Annotated in this window: 22 protein-coding genes; 12 read left to right on the forward strand and 10 right to left on the reverse strand. The window is 44.4% G+C overall.

The annotated features are described in order from the left end of the window. Positions 1 to 12: 12 nt before the first annotated feature. Together ACESPU_RS17890 and ACESPU_RS17895 are read left to right on the forward strand one after the other, a co-directional pair. A complete protein-coding gene (locus ACESPU_RS17890) occupies positions 13 to 636 on the forward strand; it encodes a DUF4923 family protein (RefSeq protein WP_122144802.1) in 624 nt (207 codons plus the stop codon). A 6-nt stretch (positions 637 to 642) separates the two neighbouring features. After that, positions 643 to 2,010 (forward strand): MFS transporter, encoded by a 1,368-nt coding sequence (locus ACESPU_RS17895; RefSeq protein WP_057326676.1) that lies wholly within the window; start codon positions 643 to 645, stop codon positions 2,008 to 2,010. On the opposite strand, the gene ACESPU_RS17900 is transcribed toward ACESPU_RS17895, so the two are convergent. The 4 genes from ACESPU_RS17900 to ACESPU_RS17915 form a co-directional block, all read right to left on the reverse strand. Beyond that, positions 1,981 to 4,125 carry an HRDC domain-containing protein gene (locus tag ACESPU_RS17900; protein ID WP_081024223.1) on the reverse strand — a complete coding sequence of 715 codons (2,145 nt, stop codon included), beginning with the start codon at positions 4,123 to 4,125 and terminating at the stop codon, positions 1,981 to 1,983. The genes ACESPU_RS17895 and ACESPU_RS17900 overlap by 30 nt on opposite strands. Before the next feature lie 93 nt (positions 4,126 to 4,218). Then, positions 4,219 to 4,581, reverse strand: a complete 363-nt coding sequence (locus ACESPU_RS17905) for an MmcQ/YjbR family DNA-binding protein (protein WP_158532299.1) — start codon at positions 4,579 to 4,581, stop codon at positions 4,219 to 4,221. A gap of 21 nt (positions 4,582 to 4,602) precedes the next feature. After that, complete coding sequence (locus tag ACESPU_RS17910) at positions 4,603 to 6,570, reverse strand: alpha-L-arabinofuranosidase C-terminal domain-containing protein (protein ID WP_122379917.1); 1,968 nt, start codon at positions 6,568 to 6,570, stop codon at positions 4,603 to 4,605. Between the two features lie 27 nt (positions 6,571 to 6,597). Then, a complete protein-coding gene (locus tag ACESPU_RS17915; RefSeq protein ID WP_048927637.1) occupies positions 6,598 to 8,196 on the reverse strand; it encodes an aspartate:alanine exchanger family transporter in 1,599 nt (532 codons plus the stop codon). A gap of 130 nt (positions 8,197 to 8,326) precedes the next feature. On the opposite strand from ACESPU_RS17915, the gene truA reads away from it, so the two are divergent. Genes truA through ACESPU_RS17930 form a run of 3 tightly spaced genes read left to right on the forward strand, consistent with a single transcriptional unit; the run spans position 8,327 to position 10,626 of the window. Continuing rightward, a complete protein-coding gene (gene truA, locus ACESPU_RS17920) occupies positions 8,327 to 9,085 on the forward strand; it encodes a tRNA pseudouridine(38-40) synthase TruA (protein ID WP_005854725.1) in 759 nt (252 codons plus the stop codon). A gap of 3 nt (positions 9,086 to 9,088) precedes the next feature. Further along, complete coding sequence (locus tag ACESPU_RS17925) at positions 9,089 to 9,985, forward strand: DMT family transporter (protein WP_005854727.1); 897 nt, start codon at positions 9,089 to 9,091, stop codon at positions 9,983 to 9,985. A gap of 11 nt (positions 9,986 to 9,996) precedes the next feature. Further along, positions 9,997 to 10,626 (forward strand): DUF3256 family protein, encoded by a 630-nt coding sequence (locus ACESPU_RS17930; RefSeq protein WP_005864822.1) that lies wholly within the window; start codon positions 9,997 to 9,999, stop codon positions 10,624 to 10,626. A gap of 109 nt (positions 10,627 to 10,735) precedes the next feature. Here the strand turns inward: ACESPU_RS17930 and ACESPU_RS17935 are convergent, their stop codons facing one another. The 5 genes from ACESPU_RS17935 to ACESPU_RS17955 form a co-directional block, all read right to left on the reverse strand. Next, the gene (locus ACESPU_RS17935; RefSeq protein ID WP_005864824.1) at positions 10,736 to 11,578 is read right to left on the reverse strand and encodes a PepSY-like domain-containing protein; all 843 of its coding nucleotides are present in this window, start codon (positions 11,576 to 11,578) and stop codon (positions 10,736 to 10,738) included. Positions 11,579 to 11,627: 49 nt separating this feature from the next. Next, the gene (locus tag ACESPU_RS17940) at positions 11,628 to 12,071 is read right to left on the reverse strand and encodes a PepSY-like domain-containing protein (protein WP_005864826.1); all 444 of its coding nucleotides are present in this window, start codon (positions 12,069 to 12,071) and stop codon (positions 11,628 to 11,630) included. Between the two features lie 67 nt (positions 12,072 to 12,138). After that, a complete protein-coding gene (locus ACESPU_RS17945) occupies positions 12,139 to 13,410 on the reverse strand; it encodes a HAMP domain-containing sensor histidine kinase (RefSeq protein ID WP_008780170.1) in 1,272 nt (423 codons plus the stop codon). 2 nt (positions 13,411 to 13,412) lie between these two features. Beyond that, positions 13,413 to 14,093 carry a response regulator transcription factor gene (locus ACESPU_RS17950; protein WP_121772318.1) on the reverse strand — a complete coding sequence of 227 codons (681 nt, stop codon included), beginning with the start codon at positions 14,091 to 14,093 and terminating at the stop codon, positions 13,413 to 13,415. Positions 14,094 to 14,170: 77 nt separating this feature from the next. Further along, entirely contained in the window at positions 14,171 to 14,623 is a 453-nt protein-coding gene (locus ACESPU_RS17955; protein WP_057326680.1) for a PepSY-like domain-containing protein, read from the reverse strand. Positions 14,624 to 14,692: 69 nt separating this feature from the next. Between ACESPU_RS17955 and ACESPU_RS17960 the strand changes: the two genes are divergently transcribed. The 4 genes from ACESPU_RS17960 to ACESPU_RS17975 are packed head-to-tail and all read left to right on the forward strand — an operon-like array spanning position 14,693 to position 17,185. Next, positions 14,693 to 15,244, forward strand: a complete 552-nt coding sequence (locus ACESPU_RS17960; protein WP_081024228.1) for an RNA polymerase sigma factor — start codon at positions 14,693 to 14,695, stop codon at positions 15,242 to 15,244. Continuing rightward, positions 15,235 to 15,780: a hypothetical protein gene (locus ACESPU_RS17965; RefSeq protein WP_158532301.1), complete on the forward strand. Its 546-nt coding sequence runs from the start codon at positions 15,235 to 15,237 to the stop codon at positions 15,778 to 15,780. The genes ACESPU_RS17960 and ACESPU_RS17965 overlap by 10 nt, the downstream gene beginning before the upstream one ends. A gap of 13 nt (positions 15,781 to 15,793) precedes the next feature. Next, the gene (locus ACESPU_RS17970; protein ID WP_122144844.1) at positions 15,794 to 16,258 is read left to right on the forward strand and encodes a hypothetical protein; all 465 of its coding nucleotides are present in this window, start codon (positions 15,794 to 15,796) and stop codon (positions 16,256 to 16,258) included. 21 nt (positions 16,259 to 16,279) lie between these two features. Continuing rightward, complete coding sequence (locus ACESPU_RS17975) at positions 16,280 to 17,185, forward strand: outer membrane beta-barrel protein (RefSeq protein ID WP_005864838.1); 906 nt, start codon at positions 16,280 to 16,282, stop codon at positions 17,183 to 17,185. Between the two features lie 47 nt (positions 17,186 to 17,232). Here the strand turns inward: ACESPU_RS17975 and ACESPU_RS17980 are convergent, their stop codons facing one another. After that, on the reverse strand, positions 17,233 to 18,285 hold the full coding sequence (locus ACESPU_RS17980; RefSeq protein WP_158532302.1) for an HPP family protein: 1,053 nt from the start codon (positions 18,283 to 18,285) through the stop codon (positions 17,233 to 17,235). A 193-nt stretch (positions 18,286 to 18,478) separates the two neighbouring features. On the opposite strand from ACESPU_RS17980, the gene trxA reads away from it, so the two are divergent. The 3 genes from trxA to ACESPU_RS17995 all read left to right on the forward strand — a co-directional run bounded on the left by trxA (position 18,479) and on the right by ACESPU_RS17995 (position 20,580). Next, complete coding sequence (gene trxA, locus ACESPU_RS17985; RefSeq protein WP_057329004.1) at positions 18,479 to 18,949, forward strand: thioredoxin; 471 nt, start codon at positions 18,479 to 18,481, stop codon at positions 18,947 to 18,949. 119 nt (positions 18,950 to 19,068) lie between these two features. After that, entirely contained in the window at positions 19,069 to 19,905 is an 837-nt protein-coding gene (locus tag ACESPU_RS17990; protein ID WP_005864844.1) for a helix-turn-helix domain-containing protein, read from the forward strand. A 93-nt stretch (positions 19,906 to 19,998) separates the two neighbouring features. Beyond that, positions 19,999 to 20,580, forward strand: coding sequence for a DUF417 family protein (locus ACESPU_RS17995; protein WP_005854756.1), 582 nt, complete (start codon positions 19,999 to 20,001; stop codon positions 20,578 to 20,580). Positions 20,581 to 20,599: the final 19 nt, after the last annotated feature.

The following is a 20,599-nucleotide window of genomic DNA, read 5'->3' on the forward strand; positions in this document are numbered from 1 at the left end:
AAAAACAAAGAGATGAAAAAGTTACTATGTATGTGGATGGCCGTATGCGGCCTTTTGTTGATTCCCGGAAACATGAAGGGACAGTCCTTGAAAGATATCTTAAATTCATCTGCCGTAAAGAACGCCGTGACTTCTGTCACCGGAGGGAAAGCCGTGACTTTCGAGAATTTACAGGGAACTTGGATGTATGTGAACCCTGCCCTGCAACTGGAAGGTGATAATGCCTTGAAGAATGTAGCGGGAAGCTTGGCGGCTACCGAGGCAGAGAAGAAAATGAAGGAATATTGCGCGAAAGTAGGTATCGTGGAAGGTGTATTTAATTATGTCTTTAATTCGGATAGTACGTTTACGAGCGCATTGAAAAGGGGAAGCCTGAAAGGTACTTACTCGGTGAGTCCGGAAGATAAAACGGTGACGTTACGGTATACGGTGGGTAATAAGAAGCTGACCGTTTCTACGCTTACCGCCCATGTCGTCCTTTCCGGTAATGAGTTGACATTGCTTTTTAACGCGGACAAATTACTGAAGTTCTTGAGCACGGTTTCTTCTATATCCAGCAATACGACCTTGAAAACTATCAATAAGTTGGCGAGTGAGTACGATGGCATGATGCTGGGTTTCGATTTGAAGAAATAATGTAGTATGATACGATTTATACCGAGGCGTTATTGGGCAGTAATAGCGGTTGCGTTGGCATTGATCATGTCCGTGTTGGACGGCACGATTGTCAACGTGGCGCTTCCTACCTTGTCCCGTGAATTCGGGACATCCCCTTCCTCCACGATCTGGATTGTCAACGCTTATCAGCTGACGATTACGATGTCTCTTTTATCGTTCTCCGCTTTGGGAGATATTTATGGATATAAGCGGATTTTCTTGATCGGGACGACAATATTCTGCTCAACGTCATTATTCTGTGCCTTATCCTCGTCTTTCGCCATGTTGACGGTCGCGAGAATATTGCAAGGGATCGGAGCCTCGGCTATCATGAGCGTGACGACCGCTTTACTTCGTATTATTTATCCTCCTCAATATATAGGGCGGGGAATGAGTATCAATGCCATGGTCGTGGCGGTATCGATTGCTGCCGGGCCGTCGTTGGCGGGCGCTATCTTATCAGTCGCTTCTTGGAATTGGTTGTTCGCTATCAACGTACCTTTAGGGATTTGCGCGATTATAACGGGTTATTTTCTTTTGCCTCAAAATCCTTGCAAGGATGGGCCGAAACGAAAGTTTGATAAGATCGGTGGAATCTCGAATGCCTTGACTTTCGGATTGCTGATTTATTCGTTGGAAGGCATCGCCCATCATGAGAACTGGAGAATGATCGCTTTACAGGTTCTTCTTCTATTGGTGATCGGAACATTTTTTATCCGCAGGCAACTACGGCAGGAGGTTCCGATATTGCCATTGGACTTGATGCGGATTCCGATATTCGCCTTGTCCGTATTATCCTCGATTACTTCATTTACGGCACAGTTGTTGGCGATGGTATCATTACCCTTTTATTTGCAAAATGTGGCCGGAAGAAATGAGGTGGAGACGGGGCTGCTGTTGACTCCTTGGCCGGTAGCGACGATCTTGACCGCTCCGGTAGCCGGGAGGCTGATCGAGAAATATCATCCCGGATTGTTAGGCGGTATCGGAATGGTGGTGTATGCGACCGGACTTCTTCTATTGGCTTTATTGCCGGGGCAACCCACCAATATGGACATCGCTTGGCGATTGATGCTTTGCGGTATGGGCTTCGGCCTGTTCCAGACCCCGAATAATAGTACGATGATATCGGCCGCCCCTCGTTCCCGGAGTGGCGGGGCGAACGGTATGCAAGGTACGGCACGACTGTTGGGGCAAACGCTGGGGACGACATTTGTCGCTTTGATCTTTAGTGTTACCTCTGCGACCGATAGTATGCCGGTTTGTATGTATGTGGCGGTCGGTTTCGCTTTAGTCGCCGCTATCGTGAGTTGTCTCCGTATCTCACAGCCCGTTCCCATGCGTGGAAGGTGAGTAGGAAGATACGATTTCTAATAGGGTCTCACCGTAGTTCTCTATGATCTTTTTGCCGATTCCGGGTATCTTCAACAGTTCTTTCGAGTTCGTGGGCAAAGTGTTGCAAACGCCAATTAAGGCTTTCTGTTGCAAGATCGTGTAAGGAGGCAACTCCTTTTCTACGGCAAGCTCGTATCTCCATTGTTTCAAACGGGCATATAGCTCAGGATGTAAGACATCCGTGGAGACGGGGATCTTTTCCGCTTCCGTCGATTTCCGTGTCGATTTCCGCTTGCTGGCAACAGCCGACTCCTCAATGTTCGCTTTAGCCTTGGCGGATAGATAGTCGATGAGACGAAAACCATCTTGGCAGGCTTTTAATGTAGCGACCTTGATCGTAAGCTCATCGCTGAAAGCTTTTAATGCGGATGTAAATGCCTTACGGGCCTCTTTATTGTCGATCTCCACGTCGGAAGCCTCTATCAAAGGGAGGCAATAGGTCTCGATCTTTTCCAGAAAGTAAGCGCAACCTTTTCGGATGCGGTCTTGTATATGCTCGTCCGTATCATAGAGATTCGTGCTGGAGATCATACGGGTGAGTTGCTGGCAGAAACGTTCGCCTACTTCTACTATATCCGAACGGAAATAATCCCGTACCCGGGGATATTGGTTGCTTAATTCCGGGTATAGTTTTTGCAGATGGGTGTATGCCGCGTAAGATGTATATTGCAACTTTTGTTGTACGGGATTGAAGTCGAATAGCTCGGTTGCCAATCTCAAATAATACTGTTGTTGGGCTTGACGCAGTTGGTCTTCACACGGTTGACGCTCCGAGAGGGAAGAGGTATAACTTAATATCTTCTCATCGCTAATCATGGCGTTTCGAGTGATCGGGCTACTTAATACCATTCCTTCCAATGTCTTGCAACGGCTCAAGGCAACGTAGACTTGTCCGTGTGAGAAGGCGGCGGATGCGTCGATGATGGCATGTTCGAAAGTCAAGCCTTGGCTTTTATGGATCGTGATCGCCCAAGCGGTTTTCAGTGGGTATTGGCTGAAAGAGCCGGCGATTGTTTCCGTGATATCCTTCGTGTTCTCTTCGATCGTATATTTCACGTTTGTCCATGTCTCCCGGTCTACGGTGATATCGTTTCCTAATTCGTCGGATACGATAATCTTGCTCGGGCTGATGAAGACAATTCGGCCGATCTTTCCGTTATAATATCGTCTTTCGCCGGAAGAGTCGTTTTTTACGAACATGACTTGAGCGTCTTGCTTTAGCTCCAATACCTCGTCGGTCGGGTAGGAGTAAGCCGGAAAGTCATCCTTGATCTCTGCCTTATACGTATAAGCCGGGCCGGGTAATTCTTGCAATTTCCGGTTATTGATTTGCTGGGCTTGATAATTATGGGTTGTCAGTGTGATATAACCCGCTTTGTCATTTGGTTTAAAATTGGGGATATAACGTTGGTTTAAGGTGTGTAGCGTATTCTCGTCGAAGCGGTTTTCCCGGATATTGTTCAATAAGCGTACGAACGTATTGTCCGCTTGGCGATATACTTGAGTTAATTCGATGCAAAGATAATCACTTTCGGAAAGAGCCTTACTGTCAAAAAAGAAGGGAGAGGCGTAATGTTCTCTCAACAAATTCCATTCGTCCTCCTTCGCTACGGGGGCTAATTGTTGTAAATCTCCGATCAATAATAATTGAACGCCCCCAAAGGGTTTATTCCTATCCCGGTAACGACGTAGCATATCACTGATAGCGTCCAGCAAATCGGCACGTACCATACTGACCTCATCAATAACGAGCAGGTCCATACTACGGATGATATTGATCTTATCCCGGCTGAATTTATGAGAATAGGATTTATTTTGCCCGGAGGCCATTTCGCTACCCGGTATATACGGCCCGAAAGGTAGCTGAAAGAAGGAGTGAATGGTTACCCCTCCCGCGTTAATCGCCGCCACTCCGGTAGGTGCTACCACAATCATCCGTTTTGGGGAAGTCTCTTTAAGTTTTTTCAAGAATGTGGTCTTTCCTGTTCCCGCTTTTCCGGTAAGGAAGATGTTGGTTCCGGTATTTTCCAGATAGTTGAAGGCAAGGTCCAATTGTAAATTTGTTTGCATCATATTTAAGTTCTTTTAGGTGTGTTCACAAATGTACGTATAATCTTTCAAACGTCCTTCTCAAATGGAAAATAAACGGAGTAACTGCGCTAAAATCTACATCCCTTTTTCCTTTTTAGGAAGAGATTGATATACGATATCGTAGGATTGTTTTATAAGCTCTTTGATCTTGTTGCCGGGTACATCTTGATTAAAATAGACACTAATCCAGTATTTTTTATTCATATGCCAACCGGGTGTTATGCCAGAGTATCGAGCTTGCAACTCTCCCGATTCATTCGGGTCACATTTGATACAGCAAAAATCGAATACTTCGATATTTACGAAGCAGAACCATTTACTTCCTACATAAAAGCAAAGAACGTCCCGACTGTATTGATCAGGAACATTCGTGAAAGGCATTTTTTCATAAACACCTTTCAACGAAAGGCAATATTCCCTAAACTCTTCAATATTCATAACATTCGTATGTATGATAGATTATAGCGATATCCTATAGACTAAGAAACTCAATGGTTGGACGGAGACTTCAGTAGCGGGAGCCTCTAGTTCCACCGCTGATTCAATGGGTATGACTGTTTCCGGTTTACCCAATGTGTTCTTCGCTTCTAAGTCTGAGGCATGTAAGACCATCAACTTTCCTTTATGCTTGCCGGATGAGATTCCGTTTAGGTTTAATTGGATCTTTTTGCTCTGGATGCCGGTATTGACGATTTTGATGATGAGCTCGTTTGTGCCTTTGTCGAGGGCGGCTGTGGCGAATAGCTCGCTTTGCCCGGTAACGGCTTCTTTGTTCATCGTCAGGGGCAATACGTTTGTTCCGGCATTGTGCCCGTATAATTGTTGTACATAGTAGTTAGGAGTTTTCACGATGTTTAGGTTGTCGAACCAGATTAAGTCCGGACGCCATTGCCACGCATCGACATGTGCGAATAAAGGGGCGTATGTACATAATTCCACCACGTCGGCATTCCGTTCAAGACCGGTCATAAACGCAGCCTCGCATAATGCGGTCAGGAAGCTATTCTCCCGGTTAGTCGGGTGGCAAGCATATTCACCGGCGAACACTTTGGGGCCTTGCCGATCATACGAATCATATCGTTTGGCACTATGTAGGAACCATTCCGGTGAGCGATAGAAATGCTCATCCACCAGATCTACTTTTAAGCGTTTCATCTCCGGCCATAGATATTCGAAATCTTTTCCTTCCGAATTAGGGCCGGAACTGCCGATGATTTTGATCTCCGGATATTTGGCTCGGATGGCTTTCACGAACGGTTCGAGGCGTTCGGGATATAACGGTCCCCATTGCTCGTTACCGATAGCGATAAATTTCAGATTAAAAGAAGCCGGATGCCCCATATCTGCACGCACTTTGCCCCATTGGGAGGTAACCGGGCCATTGGCGAATTCGATTAAGTCCAAGGCATCGTCTATATAAGGTTGTAATTTATCTACCGGTACATGTTGGTCCATGCCCTCATTCTCAAACTGGCATGACAGCCCGCAATTCAATACGGGCAAGGGCTCGGCTCCGATATCTTCGCTTAATTGGAAATACTCAAAGAATCCCAAACCGTAAGATTGATAATAATCCGGGAATTTCTTGTGAGGAAATGTATAATTCCACCGGTTGATATTGATAGGCCGGTTCTCTATGGGGCCTACCGTATTTTTCCATTGGTAGCGTGTGGGGATGGTTGTACCCTCAACGATACATCCACCCGGGAAACGAAAGATTCCCGGCTTTAGATCTTTCAACGCTTGTGCTAGATCGCGGCGTAGGCCGTTCGTGCGATTGTTGAATGTCTTTTCTGGAAAAAGGGAGATATGTTCCAGATCCAAGGTGCCTGCCGTTTCCATCGTGATGCGTAGGCGTGATTTAGCCTCGGTAGCTTTGGGAGACAAGATAACGGAATATTTCTTCCAGTCTTTTCCTTTTATCTCTAGGTGTTGTGTCTCATAAATATCGTTATCTCTATTTACCAATTCGATACGTAGTTTGATCGGGTTATTGGTCTCGGTACGGGCATATAAGGAAAAGTCGTAATTTTCATTAGCCTTTATACCGATACCTTTGAAGCCTTCGTTCTCCAGACCGGTTCCGGTGATTTGCCCGGCATAAGTCAGGTGTGCGTAATGGGGGTTTTTGTCGAAACAGGGATTCTTTTCAGCTATGCTTGCATCGCCGAAAGGTTCCCAACCTCCCCATGGATTCTCAAACTCGAAGGAGCGGTTCTTGATTAGTTCCGCATACAATCCTCCATCTGCCCCGAAATTGATATCCTCGAAGAAGATTCCATACATGGTTGACTGGATAGGCGAACCTACTTTCTGTACATCGATGTCAAACTCATGGACAGGTACGATGTCTTGTGCGGTCATGCAGTTTACACCTACACTTAAGAGGAATAAAGCTGCGGTTTTTTTCATGTTTTTTCTTCTCATATTCTGTGTTTTTCAGTAAATAAAGATTTAGACGATCAAATTCGCTATCATCTGTATAAACAAGATCAAGAATACCATCGCTATCGGATAAACCGTTGCGTAAGCTACGCTTGGGGCTGGGCTGTCTGTCATAGAATCTGCGGCGGCAAGTCCCGGGGTACTGGTCATACCGCCGGCGATTGTTCCGACTAAATCGAGAATGTTGATCTTAAAGAAATAATATCCAGCTAATACGGCTATAATCATAGGGATCATTGTTATAGCGATACCGACTCCGAATAAAGTTAAACCGCTTGATTGGAAAGTGGAAACCAGATTTACACCGGCGGATGTCCCGACCTCGGAGAGGAATAGCAATAATCCCAATTGGCGAAGCAGGTTATTAGCGGAACCGGACATAGACCAGATGATCGGACCTGTTTTTCCGATGGCGCTTAATACCAAGGCAACCATAAGGATACCGCCGGTCAGTCCCGGGGAGAATGAGAAGGAATCCGAGAAGGATATATTTAATTTTCCAAACAATACGCCTAATACGATACCCATAGCGATCGGGAAAAAGTCTGTATCCGAAAGACGTTTCTCATCATTACCAATGAATTGGGCGAGTTCATTTACGCTTTCTTTCTCGCCGGCGACCATCAACTTATCTCCAAACTTCAACACTAAATTAGGTTCTGGAGAAAGATCGATTCCGCTTCGACGTACACGGGTTACCGTACAACCGAAAGTTCCTTGTAAATTTAAATGGCCTAGCGATTTATTGATAATGCTCTTATTGGTCAGTAACAGGGATTGCAAGGTCTGTCCGCCACTTAACGGCAGATCTCCCTCGATACGTTCTCCCAACAATAATGTCAGTTGCTCCAAGGCTTTGTCGTTACCTACGGCCTTCAGTAAATCTCCCTCGTAAAGCGTGGTATGGGGAGTTGGCATAGATATGACATTGTCGTGTTTTATACGGGAGACTACCGCTCCGGTCATGGCCCGTACCTGCAATTGTGCCAAACTTTTTCCGCAGATATTTTTATTCGTGACTTTAAATGCGGCGGTATGTAATGTGGGATATTGGCTTTTTCGTTGGGTTTCCAGCGCTTTAGCCTCAGCTATCAAATCCTTGCGAAGCATTTTTGGCAATAGCTTCACGAAAAGGATCACACCGATTACGCCGAACGGATAAGCGATACCATAGGCGATGGATGCTGCGGATGATTGCGTGGAGTCGATCGCTACCGCTAAACCGGGCGTACTCGTCAATGCCCCAGCGATCAGACCGACGATACTCGGGGTATCGATATCCAAGATATACTTGAATAAGATTCCTGTCAGGCATGCCGAACCGACAATTAATAACGTCAGGATAATGAGTGTCTTGCCTTTGGAACGGAAGGAGTCGAAAAATCCGGGGCCCGCTTGGATACCAATGGTAAAGATGAATAACACCAACCCCATATTCCCTAATTCCTTGGGTATGATAACCCCGAAATGGCCGAATAACAAGGCGATGAAAATAACTGCTGATACATCTAGCGAAAGACCTTTGATCTGTATCCGGCCTAGCATGAATCCAAGCGCTATGATCAGAAACAGGGCAAAATAAGAAGACTGAAGTAATGTTTCAAACATGTCAGATAGTTTTGAAGTGAAGCTGTTAAAGATGCAAAATTAAACTTTTTAGTCCATTCAGGCAATGGCTTGGTTGGATTTCTGTACCTTTGTGCCATATTTTAGAAAAGATAAAGTAAAGAGTATAAGCGTGAGACGATATTTTATATATCTGGGGTATAACGGAAAGAATTTTCGGGGTTGGCAGATCCAGCCGAATGGTATGACGGTGCAGCAATCTATAGAGGAGGCCTTGGCCATCTTGATGCGTAAGCCCGTGCCTATTGTGGGGGCCGGCCGTACCGATGCCGGTGTACATGCCCGCTTAATGATCGCCCATTTTGATTGGGAAGGACCGATCGAGGATTTGGCTTTCCTTGCGGAAAAATTAAATAGGCTGCTGCCTAAAGATATCGCCGTTTATAAGATCGTGCCTGTCGTACCGGAAGCGCATGCCCGCTTCGACGCCACTTCACGAACCTATAAATATTATATTACGACCAGGAAAGATCCGTTTAATTATGAGCTGGTTTATAAGCTTCCCGGTCGTTTGGATTTCGAGGCGATGAACGAGGCGTGTAAGGTCTTATTCGATTATATCGATTTTACGAGTTTCAGTAAGTTGCATACGGATGTAAAGACGAATAATTGCCATATCCAACATGCGGGTTGGACGCAAGAAGGGGATATTTGGGTGTTTACGATCCGTGCAGACCGTTTCCTTCGTAATATGGTGCGTGCGATCGTTGGTACTTTATTGGAAGTCGGAAGAGGACGTTTAACGATAGACGGCTTCCGAAACGTGATTGAGGCAAAGGATCGTTGCAAGGCCGGAACCTCCGTGCCGGGACATGCCCTGTTCTTGGTAGACGTCACGTACCCGGAAGAACTCTTTCCAGTGGAGGGTTAAACCATGTGGTTAGCTCTAGCCTTCCTCTCTGCCTTTTTGTTAGGTTGTTACGAGGTCAATAAGAAAATGTCGTTAAATGGGAATGCCGTTATTCCCGTTTTATTCTTCAATACGCTCATAAGCAGTTTGATTTTCGTCCCGTTCATCTTGCTCTCTTTTTATACGGATTGCTTGGACGGGACGATGGTGTATGTACCCCGTGCCTCTTTGGAGGACCATCTGAAGGTATTGATAAAGGCGGTGATCGTCTTATCCTCTTGGATATCGGGGTATTTTGCCTTGAAACATTTGCCGCTGACGATAACTGGGCCGATCAAGGCCAGCCAGCCCGTGCTTACATTACTGGGTGCGATGCTTCTGTTCGGGGAACGGCTGAATCTATTTCAATGGGTCGGAGTCTTGCTTTCTATCGCTTCCTTTTATCTCCTTTCCTCATCGGGGAAGAAAGAGGGGATTCATTTTGCCCATAATAAATGGATCTTCTTCACGGTCCTGTCTATCTTGACCGGGGCGATGAGCGGATTGTATGATAAGCATTTGATGCGTAGTATGGATGTAATGACGGTACAAGTCTGGTTTAATGTCTATCAATGTGTTATCATGTCATTTATCCTGTTGTTTCTATGGTATCCGAACCGGAAAAAGAGCACGCCTTTCCAATGGCGATGGAATATCATCTTTATCTCCGTATTCTTATGCGTGGCGGATTGGGTATACTTTTATGCTTTGACATTCCCGGATTCCATGATCTCGATCGTATCGATGGTACGTCGGAGTAACGTATTGGTGACATTCTTGGCGGGAGCCATCTTCTTCCATGAAAAAAACTTAAAGAACAAGGCGATCGACTTATTCCTTGTGTTGTTAGGAATGATATTCCTATATTTGGGGACAAAATAGAAAATTAGATAATGAGACGAGTTATAGTTACGTTGTTGATCTGTGTCTTTGCGTTGGGAATGAACGCACAAGATATGACAAGTGTGTTCACGGCGATGCCAGACCAATACATTCCTCAATTGGAGCACGCTTGGCGAAAGGATTTGGTGGATCTTTATACTTCAGGAAAAGAATCCCGGCTGAAAAATACGATGAATGGCTTTTCTACCTTGCAAAAGCTAACGAACGATTACCTTTTGCTACAGACTACGGAGCGTAGCACGGTAGAGATGAAATTACTTCCCTTGGTAAACAATACCTACGTGGTTTGTATGATCTCTACGGTAAACGGCCCGGTTCCGGATAGCCGTATCGAGTTTTTCACGACCAATTGGGAGCCTTTGGCAACATCCGATTTATTCACGCAGCCAACTTCCGATTGGTATATCAAGCAGGGAATGGATAAGAAAGACGAAGCCTATCAAGAGGCCGCCTCACATTTGGATATGGATTTAATTCAATATCGATTGAGTCCGGATGATCAGACTTTGACCGCCATTTATACGACTCCTCAGTATCTGAGCCAAGAGGCTCGTGAGAAAATAGAGCCGTATCTCAGTGAACCGAAAGTCTATACGTGGCAGAAATATCATTTTCAGTAATTCTTTCCTTATCCATCCACTCCGATATAGTTCATGAGGTTTTACTGCAACCCGCTTTGCAGTACTACTGCACGTGGGTTGCAGTAGTACTGCGATAAAGAGTCTTTTTTTAATGGGTAGGAGAGACTAAGATCCCTTCTTCATTAAAAAGAATCGTTATATCTCGGTCTCCTTGCTCCAGCTCGAACTCATAAGAGAGTCCTTCCGCTTTTTGAATGACATGGATATCATCGATTCGATAAGAGGCATATGCGGAGGCCTTGAATGCGGTCATCACGATATCGGGTACTTGGGAAGAGCGTATTTCCCACTCTGTATATAACCATTTGTTCTGGGTATCCAGCCAAACTTCCTTATGGATATTCTCATGAAGGATATCCACCTCGGTACCTTTTGCCTCCGTATCTATCTCAAGGATTGTCGCTCCCGGATACATCTCTGAAATGAGTTCCTTAATAGCGCTGGGGGTAACGGAGGGACGATGCTCGTTGTCGCCGTTACCATCGGTTACTTCCTTGATGAGAATACCGCCTTCCGTATAATGTAGGTCTGCATCTTGCTCGCCATTTTCAACGTCGAGAACGTAAATGGTACCAGCGTCCGGACGTTCTAGCATATCTACATCGTCTATCTTCCATTTAGCGTATAGGCTTGCCTCGAAACTGTTTTTTACGGTTTGGGGCAAAGCCTTGTAAGGAAGATCGGTCTCTGTCAGCATCCAGTTGCCTTGCGGATCAAACCACGCTTCAGCCTCATATGAACCGGTGTAAAATTCTGCTTTGACATAGCCTGCCTCGTTCTCCCAACTGACACGTTGCGCATCCGGATATTTTGTGTCAAAGGCTTTTGTTACAATACTCTCAGGTGTGAATTTGTCATCATCGTCATCACATGACATGAATACGAATGAGCTGCAAACCAAAGTTGCCATTATGAATGCTTTTGTTTTCATACGATTGATTTTAATTAAAAATATATTAATACTTATCTTAGAGTGTCTATTAGTCATCGATATCAATCAAGTTCCCTTTTAAGTCGAATGTCATCTCAAGACCGTTATCTAGCTTTATCTCATAATCCCGTATCTCTTTTTCTATTTTAACAACCTTATTCGATGAATAGTTTTTCTTGATAAGGTCTTGTATTACCTCCGGAATGATCGCTTGCGGGATAGGGAGCCCATGCCGTTTAATCTCTTTCCATTCTCCTTTATGGTTAAACTCAACATTGGTCCCGTCCGTGAGGATCACGTCGTAACTGCTAATCCGGATCAGATTTTTCTCTATTTGGATATGCGATACCGGGATGTCCTTAAAATGATCCGATATGAATTGGCGGCTGGAAACCGGCAATACGTTGGTGTCACTCGTGATCTTATCGTTGCCGGCACAAGCCATGACAGATAATAATGATAAGACTATCAGTAAATAATTGATCCTTTTCATATGCCTTGTTTTTTATTATACCGCAAAGAAAAGGATGCATTTTGGAAAAAATTGGGAATTTCGGCCGTTAATAGAATAATAATGTGAATGTATGCATACCATTTGCGTATTGGTAATCTATCCGGATCGAATATAGATCGACTATTGATTTGACAATGGCCAACCCAAGGCCCGTCGATTCTTGTTGTTTGCTTTGGCTGGCAAAACGGGCAAATAATAATTCCTTATCAAGGGTTTTGTCGATTCCCGTATTTGCGATCGTAAGCATACGGCGAGAGATCGTGATTCCTATATCCCCTTTCTCGTAATTATGGACATAGGCGTTTTTTATGAGATTGGTGATTAACGTAGTGGCCAGCGATTCATTCATGGTGCATACCAAACTCTCTTTTTCTGAAACTCGTAAGTGGAGAGCTTTTCTTTCGTATATGTCATTAATTCCTTCTAATATCTTATGGATAAGATGATTTAGGCAAATATCCCGGGTCTCGGGGAATTGTTTGTTATCTATCCGAGAAAGTAATAGGAGGGATTTATTCAACCGGATGATGCCGTTCAACGCTTGATGCAAGCCAGCGATCTCTTTCAGTTGATCTTCCGTGCAATCCGGATGTTCGCTTAATAATTCTAATTTGTTCATGCATACGGCCAATGGAGTTTGTAACTCGTGGGCGGCATTCTCTACGAAATGTCTTTGTTTGTTGTATAGCTTGTCACTCTGGTTGACGCTTTCTTGAACGGTCTCGTTTAATATCTTAAATTCCTCGATGGGTGTAGGGTTGTTTAATGGAGGATTATATTTGCCTACTTGAAAACTTTTCAGCCAGCTTAATAGCTTATATAAAGGCTTAAAGCTTCTTTTGAATCCTCGATGGATCACGAATAAGATGCAACTTATCAATGCGATATATAAGACGGCCATGCTCCAGATAATCGTCTCGATCATATCTTCTTGTTCTAAGGTGGATAACTCCAGCGTCAGTTCGTAGAATTTACGATCTTTTGTCATGAAATAAGTGCGTAAGGCACGAACCGGTTCGTATTCTTGCTCTATCTCTATGTATACCGTAGTATCGTAGAACTCGTCCTTATCTAGTTTCGCTTCGCTTTCCGGAACCTCACGAATGTAGTACCGGGTCATGATATCCACATGATCTTTCAGCAATGTGCTGTCCGCTAAGGCGGAGCGGATGATAATCTCTTTGTAGTTCTCAAGGCTGTCATTCGTCTCGTCTTCTACCTCATGTAGAATCATAAGGCAGAAAACACATCCCCAAGCGGCGAAAATGACCAATATGGGGACAAATAAATTGCGGAGGGTGTAATGGATTAGCTTCATATTTATTCCTCGTCGGTCATTTTGTAACCGAAGCCATAGACCGCCTTTATTTCGGGGATGGCTCCGGCGGCTTTTAATTTCTTTCGCAAGTTTTTTACTTGGCTATAGATGAAGTCGAAATTATCGGCTTGGTCTATATAATCTCCCCAGACGGACTCGGCTAAAGTAGCTTTGCTGATCAAACGGTTGGGGTTGGATATGAAATAGTAGAGCAGATCGAACTCCTTACGGTTCAATACGATCTCTTTCCCGTTTATATAGACGGAATGTTTATCGGGATATATCGTTAGGTTCGCTAAAGACAGTTGCAATTCCCCATCTTGTTGCTTGCGGCGGATAACGCTCTTGATGCGGGCGTTCAATTCCGCCAGATGGAAAGGCTTGGTCAGATAATCATCGGCCCCAAGATCTAATCCTGTAACTTTATCCTCGATAGAGTCTTTTGCGGAGATAATGATGATGCTGTCTTTCTTGCGTAAGGCCCTTAATTCCTTCAAAAGGGTAAGGCCGCTACCTCCCGGAAGCATGATGTCTAATACGATACAATCGTAATCATAATCATTTATTTTAAGAGAAGCTTCCCGGAAAGAGGAAGCGCTCTCTATCACATATCGTTCTTTCTCAAGAGAACGAACGATAACTTCTCTCAATGCGTTTTCATCTTCGACTACCAGAATTTTCATAGGCTAGCTTGTTAATCACACAAAGCTACTGAAATATTCTGGTAAAAATTTGGAATAAGAAAAGATTCAGTACCGTTCTACTTCAATAATTGGGCCTCTGAGTTAAACGTGAGGCGAACCTCATTGTTCTCATGCTCTAGTTTGAATACGTAAAATGTTCCCGAAGGCTTGTCTATTTGTGTCACCTCATCTATCTTATATTCATGATAAGCCGAATTTGTTAGGTTGTCCATGATGTCTACGGGAACATCTTCGGCATGGATATCGAATTTCGTGCTTAGCCACTCGTTATTTTTGCCGAGCAGAACCTCTTTCTTAACGCCTTTATCCTTGATGTCGACTTCTACACCTGCGGCATCTTTATCGTAATCGGTAATGGTCGCCCCCGGATATTTTATCTGGATCACCTTTTGAATCGCTTGAGGGACCGATTTGTCATCGGAACCTTGTTTCTTTTGTTGGCAACCTACGGTGAGGAATAAGCAGTAGCTCATGAATAAAATGGCTGTAAATGATACTTTTAGTTTCATAACGTTTAAGTTTTCTATTACAAACAAGCGGGTGACAGGCAAAGTTTTTTCCAAATAAGTTAATTTTCCATGATATGTTTTTCTTCCTTTGTCGTCTTGATTATAGAAATGGAACTTGAGACGTTTAAAATAACCGTACTACCTCTCCGGCAGAAGATGTTGAATTTCTCCCAGAGACTGGTTGAGGACACAGCCGATGCTGAGGATGTGGTGCAAGAGGCATTCATAAAGCTTTGGTATATCCGGGAAAAACTGGATGCCTACCATAGCGTGGAGGCGCTGGCTATGCAGGTTACGAAAAATCTCTCATTGGATAAGATAAAGTTGCGAAAGCCGCAGGGATCGGAGTTGGAGAGCGTTACGTTGGTATCGGATGCGGTAAGCCCCGACGAACAACTGGAGCAAAGGGATGCCGCCGAATGCATACGGCACTTGATCGCCCAGTTGCCCGCTTTGCAGCAAACCATTATCCGGATGAAGGATGTAGAGGGCTATGAGTTAGCCGAGATTGCGGAGATCACGGCTACACCGGTCGAGAATGTCCGGGTGAATCTCTCAAGGGCTCGGAAAAAGATACGGGAACAGTTTTTACAATTAAATAAACAAGAGAAATGGACATAGACGAGTTATTAAACCGATATTTTGAAGGAGAAACCTCTTCGGAAGAAGAGCGGGAACTTCGAGCCTTCTTTACTTCCGGGAATGTTCCGGACAGGTTGGCGGTCTATACGCCTATGTTTGCCTATTTGGAGGAAGAGAGCCGGAAGGAGCGACAGCCGGATGAGGCATTGATTCCGATTGATGAGGATATCCTTTTTATGCTGGATGCGGAAAAGGTGGAGGAAAAGAAGACGTTTACTTTACGATCCGTGTTGTATTTGGTATCCGGTATCGCCGCCAGTTTCTTGCTGCTTTTGGGGCTTAACCATCTGTTGAATCCGGTAGATCCTTGCTTCTGCTCGGATAATTATGTCGTTATAAACGGTCGTTGTTATACGGATATTCATAAAGTTCGCTCCATGGCGCTGGAAGCTTTGCAGGAGGTGGCCACACCTACGGACGAGTACTTTCCGGAAGCGGATCGTGATGAGGCCGACCGTATGATTATTGATAACCAATTGAACGAGCTTCGTTCTTTATTTGATGATAATGAATAAAAATACTGTAAATATGAGACGGTTCGAATACATGTTATGGTTGCTGGTGGCGGTATTTTGCTTAATGCCTTGTAGTGTCTCGGCTGCCGAGACACAGAAAGACTTGAAGATTCAGGAAGTCTTTCAACGATATGGCAAAAAACGTAATGTCACGATGGTGGAGTTGTCTAACGAGATGTTGGAAACGTATGGCATGACTCGTTATAAGAGTATTACGATCAAAGATGATCCGGAAGCCCTGCGGTTTACCCGCCAATGTCTGGAAGCGGACCAGAAAGGGGCCCGGAAGATCAAAGAGGTGACGGACGATGGAGGGGTAGTCTCCGCTTATTACCAGTTGAAGGGCGTAGAAGCAGATATCAACCGTTTTGTCCTTTTTAAGGTCAGCAAGAAAGGGGTAATAACCTTGGTGTACATTGAGGGAGATTTGGATAGTGATGATTTAATCACGCTATTATTTACGAAGAAAGATTTATAAACAAACAAAACAGATAGGAAGATGAAAAGAATACTTTTAGTCTTAATGGCTTGCTTCCCGGTAATCGGGTTGATGGCCGCTGAGGTTGAGCCTTTGGCTGGGGATACGATTATCACCCTTGAGAGAAAACGTATCGAGGTGAAAGATAATGGCGATCGCATGAAAGTCAGGGTGTATGAGGTAGACGAGGATGGTGATTCCGTGGACGACGAGTTGATCTTCGAAGGGCATTACCGGGACGGACAAAGCTATGAACGCCGTAAACACGTGAAGTCTATCAATATCCCTGTGCCTACTTGGGATAAAGACTTCAATCCGCATTGGGCCGGTTTTGGAATGGGCTTCGCGAACTTCGCGGATGGGAGTTTACATGTAAATGATGTAGACGGAGTCTCCCTTCGTAGTGGAAACTCATTGGAATATAATTTGAATGTATTGGAAAAAGCGTTCCCGTTCTCTCGGTATCGTTGGGCGGTGGTGATCGGTGCCGGTATGCGTTGGAGCCGTTACCGGATAGATACGAATGAGTATTTCAAGGAGATAGACGGTGTTACGGCTTTGCGTCCGGCTCCTGAGGGTGTTACGTTGAAAGCGAGTAAGTTGAATATCACGAGTCTGACCATTCCGTTGTTATTGGAATGGCAACCTAAAAAGCGTTCGAGTGAATTCTTCTTGTCTGCGGGTGTAGTCGGTGTGATCAAGACTTGTTCTTCCTCGAAGATCGTATATAATGACGCTTCCGGTAAAAAGCACAAAGAGAAAATGGATTCCGGTATGAATATCCGTCCGGTAACTATGGATTTCTTATTTCAAGCCGGTTGGGATTGGATCGGTCTTTACGCCAAGTACTCACCGATCGACCTCTTTGAAAATGGGAAAGGTCCGAAGGTGCATCCGGTTTCTATCGGCTTGCAGTTGCATTTGTAGATCGTTGAGGTTTTACGGAAAAAGAATGTACGATATGCCGGATCTTGTTAACCAAGGTTCGGCATCGTTTTTCTTTCTTGTTGGCGTAAATAGGATCGGTATCTATGGGAAGTACGTATGGGGGCGGGGACTAAACAATAAATTAGATGTGATTTAGGCCATTTGTAACATTTTAAAAAAAGAACCATGGCGATGAAGATGAGCAGGGCAGCACCTATCATTACTTGCAATGGATACCCTATCAGCCCTTGGGGAGAAATGATCATCGGGACTAACGCGATCGCCCCGGCCGGAGCGAAAAATTTCCCCCACCACTCGAATAGGATAAATAAGCAGATGAAAAGGAACAGGGCTACGACCGTCTCCGGTAAATGCAAATAAATATGTCCGATCAATTGGGAGGTACTTCCTAAGACAGCTGCTATTGCCAGCAGCAGGAAAGTTTCCAAGGGACGTCCTCGGAATCCGGCCTTCGAGGTGGAGAATTCCACGTACGTTACGATTAACGGGGGAAGGATACAATACAAATAACCGGTATGAATGGGAATTGCGGCGATAAGAGGTATCGTTGCCAGCAAGGTTCCCCATTTGAGGCAATTCTTCTTCGGGTCTCTTTGAACCGGGGTATAGGTAATCTCTTTTCTATACTTATTTTTCTCCATCCACTTTTGTCCGCGAACGACCACCAACGACATAACCGTCACGGCTATCGGATATACCCAACTCTCCGTCCCTAAAAGGATCGGGAGCATACAGGCTGATATGTGTGGAATCAATGTGGTCCGGGAGACTTGTAGGCATATCGCCGAGAATGCGAACGAGATACATAGATTTACGATCAAGGGAAAAGGAGAATAGCGTACGATACAGACACCGACGATGGCCCCGATCGACATTAACAGAACTAATTTAAGACGACTTACGGTCCATACTTTTTTATCTACGATCCACATTCCGATCGTGAGCGCCGCCATCTCCGGGAAGATAATCTCTTTCTCTCCCATAAGCTCGGAGACACCCACCATTAATAAGATCATTAATAAAGCGCAAATATATCGTTTACGTTGAACAGGGTCGTTGAATAATTGTTTATTGCTCATAATGTGTTCTTTGGGAAAACGTCGCAAAGGTACGGCATTTATCTTGAAAAAACTTATTTTATACTTTTTTGATGGGGATCGGGAAGTATTGCAAACTTATCCGGCGATATGGCCATTTCTTAATCGTGGAAATAAGATGAACTTTGCAATATAAATAGAAGACAAAGTAATAATAATAAAAAGGAGGTTCAAGATGGGTTTTATTAAGGTAGGTGTCGTATTGTTCGCAAGTCTTTTGGTAGGAATGGCGAACGCTAGTAATGGAAATAAGAATAATAACAATAAAACAGAAAATAAAATGACAGTAACAGAATTAACACAAGAAGATTTCGTAAAGAAAGTGTATGACTTTGAGACAAACCCGAACGCATGGAAGTTCGAGGGTGATAAACCTGCGGTTATCGATTTCTATGCCACTTGGTGTGGCCCTTGTAAGATGATGTCTCCTATCTTGGATGAGATCAGCAAAGAGTACGAGGGTAAAATCAACGTATATAAGGTGAATGTCGATAAAGAGGCGGATTTAGCGAGTGTTTTCGGTATCCGTAGTATTCCTTCTTTATTGTTTGTACCGATGAAGAAAGAACCGAGTATGGTTCAAGGGGCTATGCCGAGGAATGAGTTGAAGAAATTGGTAGATGATATTTTATTAGAGTCGAAATAACTCGTATAGTGTGTTTTGGGGATTAGTGACGCGGAAGTTTGCTGGGAATAAAGTGAACTTCCGCTTTTTGTTTATATAATATTGTTATCTTTATCCGTCTTAAAATCCGGAAGAAATCTATGGAATATATTTTTAATACTCGCTTAAGAGGTAATATAGCGTTGACCGATTCGTATCACACGAACCTTGCTTTGCAGAAAGATAATACGCTTTACAAGTTTATTTGGGTACAAAGCGGTTCGTTGCAACTGGAGATCGATCACGTACCGACTACCTTAGTGAAAGGTGAGATTATTCCCTTGACTCCTTTGCACCATATCGAGTTCAAGGCGATCAATGGCGAGTACTTGACCCTTCTGTTTAACAGTAATTTCTATTGTATTTTCGGACATGACAATGAGGTGTCGTGTAATGGTTTTCTTTTTAACGGGACTTCCAATGTGATGCAATTGAAATTGAGCGAATCCCAAGTTGCCTCTTTGCGCGATATCACAGACAGCCTAACGAGTGAGTACGCCATAAAGGATAATTTGCAAGAGGAGATGCTGCGTATCTTACTGAAACGTTTCATTATTTTGTGCACCCGGATCGCACGTGAGAAGTTTTCGGTAAGCCCGGAACGGGAAAAGGCGTTCGATATGGTTCGCCAGTTCTATGTATTGGTAGATAACCATTTTAAGGAAAAGAAGATGGTCCAAGATTATGCGGATATGCTGCATCGCTCCCCAAAAACCCTATCCAACCTTTTTACGACTTGCGGATTACCTTCTCCGTTACGGATCATTCACGAACGAATTGAGGCTGAGGCCAAACGATTGCTATTATATAGCCAGAAGAGCGCGAAGGAAATCACGGAGATCTTGGGCTTCGAGGATCAAGCCACATTCAGCCGTTTTTTCAAGAAAATGACGGGAGAAAGCGTCTCTGAGTACCGGAAAAGAGAGAAACGGGAATAATTGCTAACTCATCCGGTAAAATCGCCATTTACGGGATAGGTGTTTCTACCGATCTTTGCGGTATAAGTTCAATACTATAAAACAAATAATAAGATGAAAAAGTTGAATGACCTGTTTTACTCGTTTTTGCAAGTGGCGGCCTCTACTCAGAAGCTAGGTATTAATTTGATCCGTATATCGATCTTGATCATATTTGTGTGGATCGGCGGTTTGAAGTTCTGGAATTATGAAGCGGAAGGCATCGTTCCGTTTGTGGCGAACAGCCCTTTCATGAGTTTCTTCTATACGAAAAGCGCTCCCGAATATAAGACGTATAAATTAAAAGAGGGTGAGTTCGATCAAGCGAAGCATGAGTGGCATCAAGAGAATAACACGTATGGCTTCTCTCGTGGCTTGGGAATCTTGATCATGGCGATCGGTATCTTGACTTTCCTCGGCATTTTCTCGCCGAAGATCGGTTTGGTAGGAGCGGGGTTGGCTATAATCATGACGTTTGGGACGTTGTCCTTCTTGGTCACGACTCCGGAGGTCTGGGTACCTAATCTCGGCAGCGGGGAATTTGGTTTCCCGTTATTATCGGGGGCCGGGCGATTGGTGATAAAAGATACGGCGATACTGGCCGGTGCGATCGTGGTGCTGTCGGATTCGGCGCAACGGATCTTGAAAAAGAAATAAGCGAAACAAGAAAAAGGGG

The sequence above is a fragment of the Parabacteroides sp. 20_3 genome, from assembly GCF_964238835.1.
In the GTDB taxonomy this organism is placed as follows: Bacteria; Bacteroidota; Bacteroidia; order Bacteroidales; family Tannerellaceae; genus Parabacteroides; species Parabacteroides distasonis.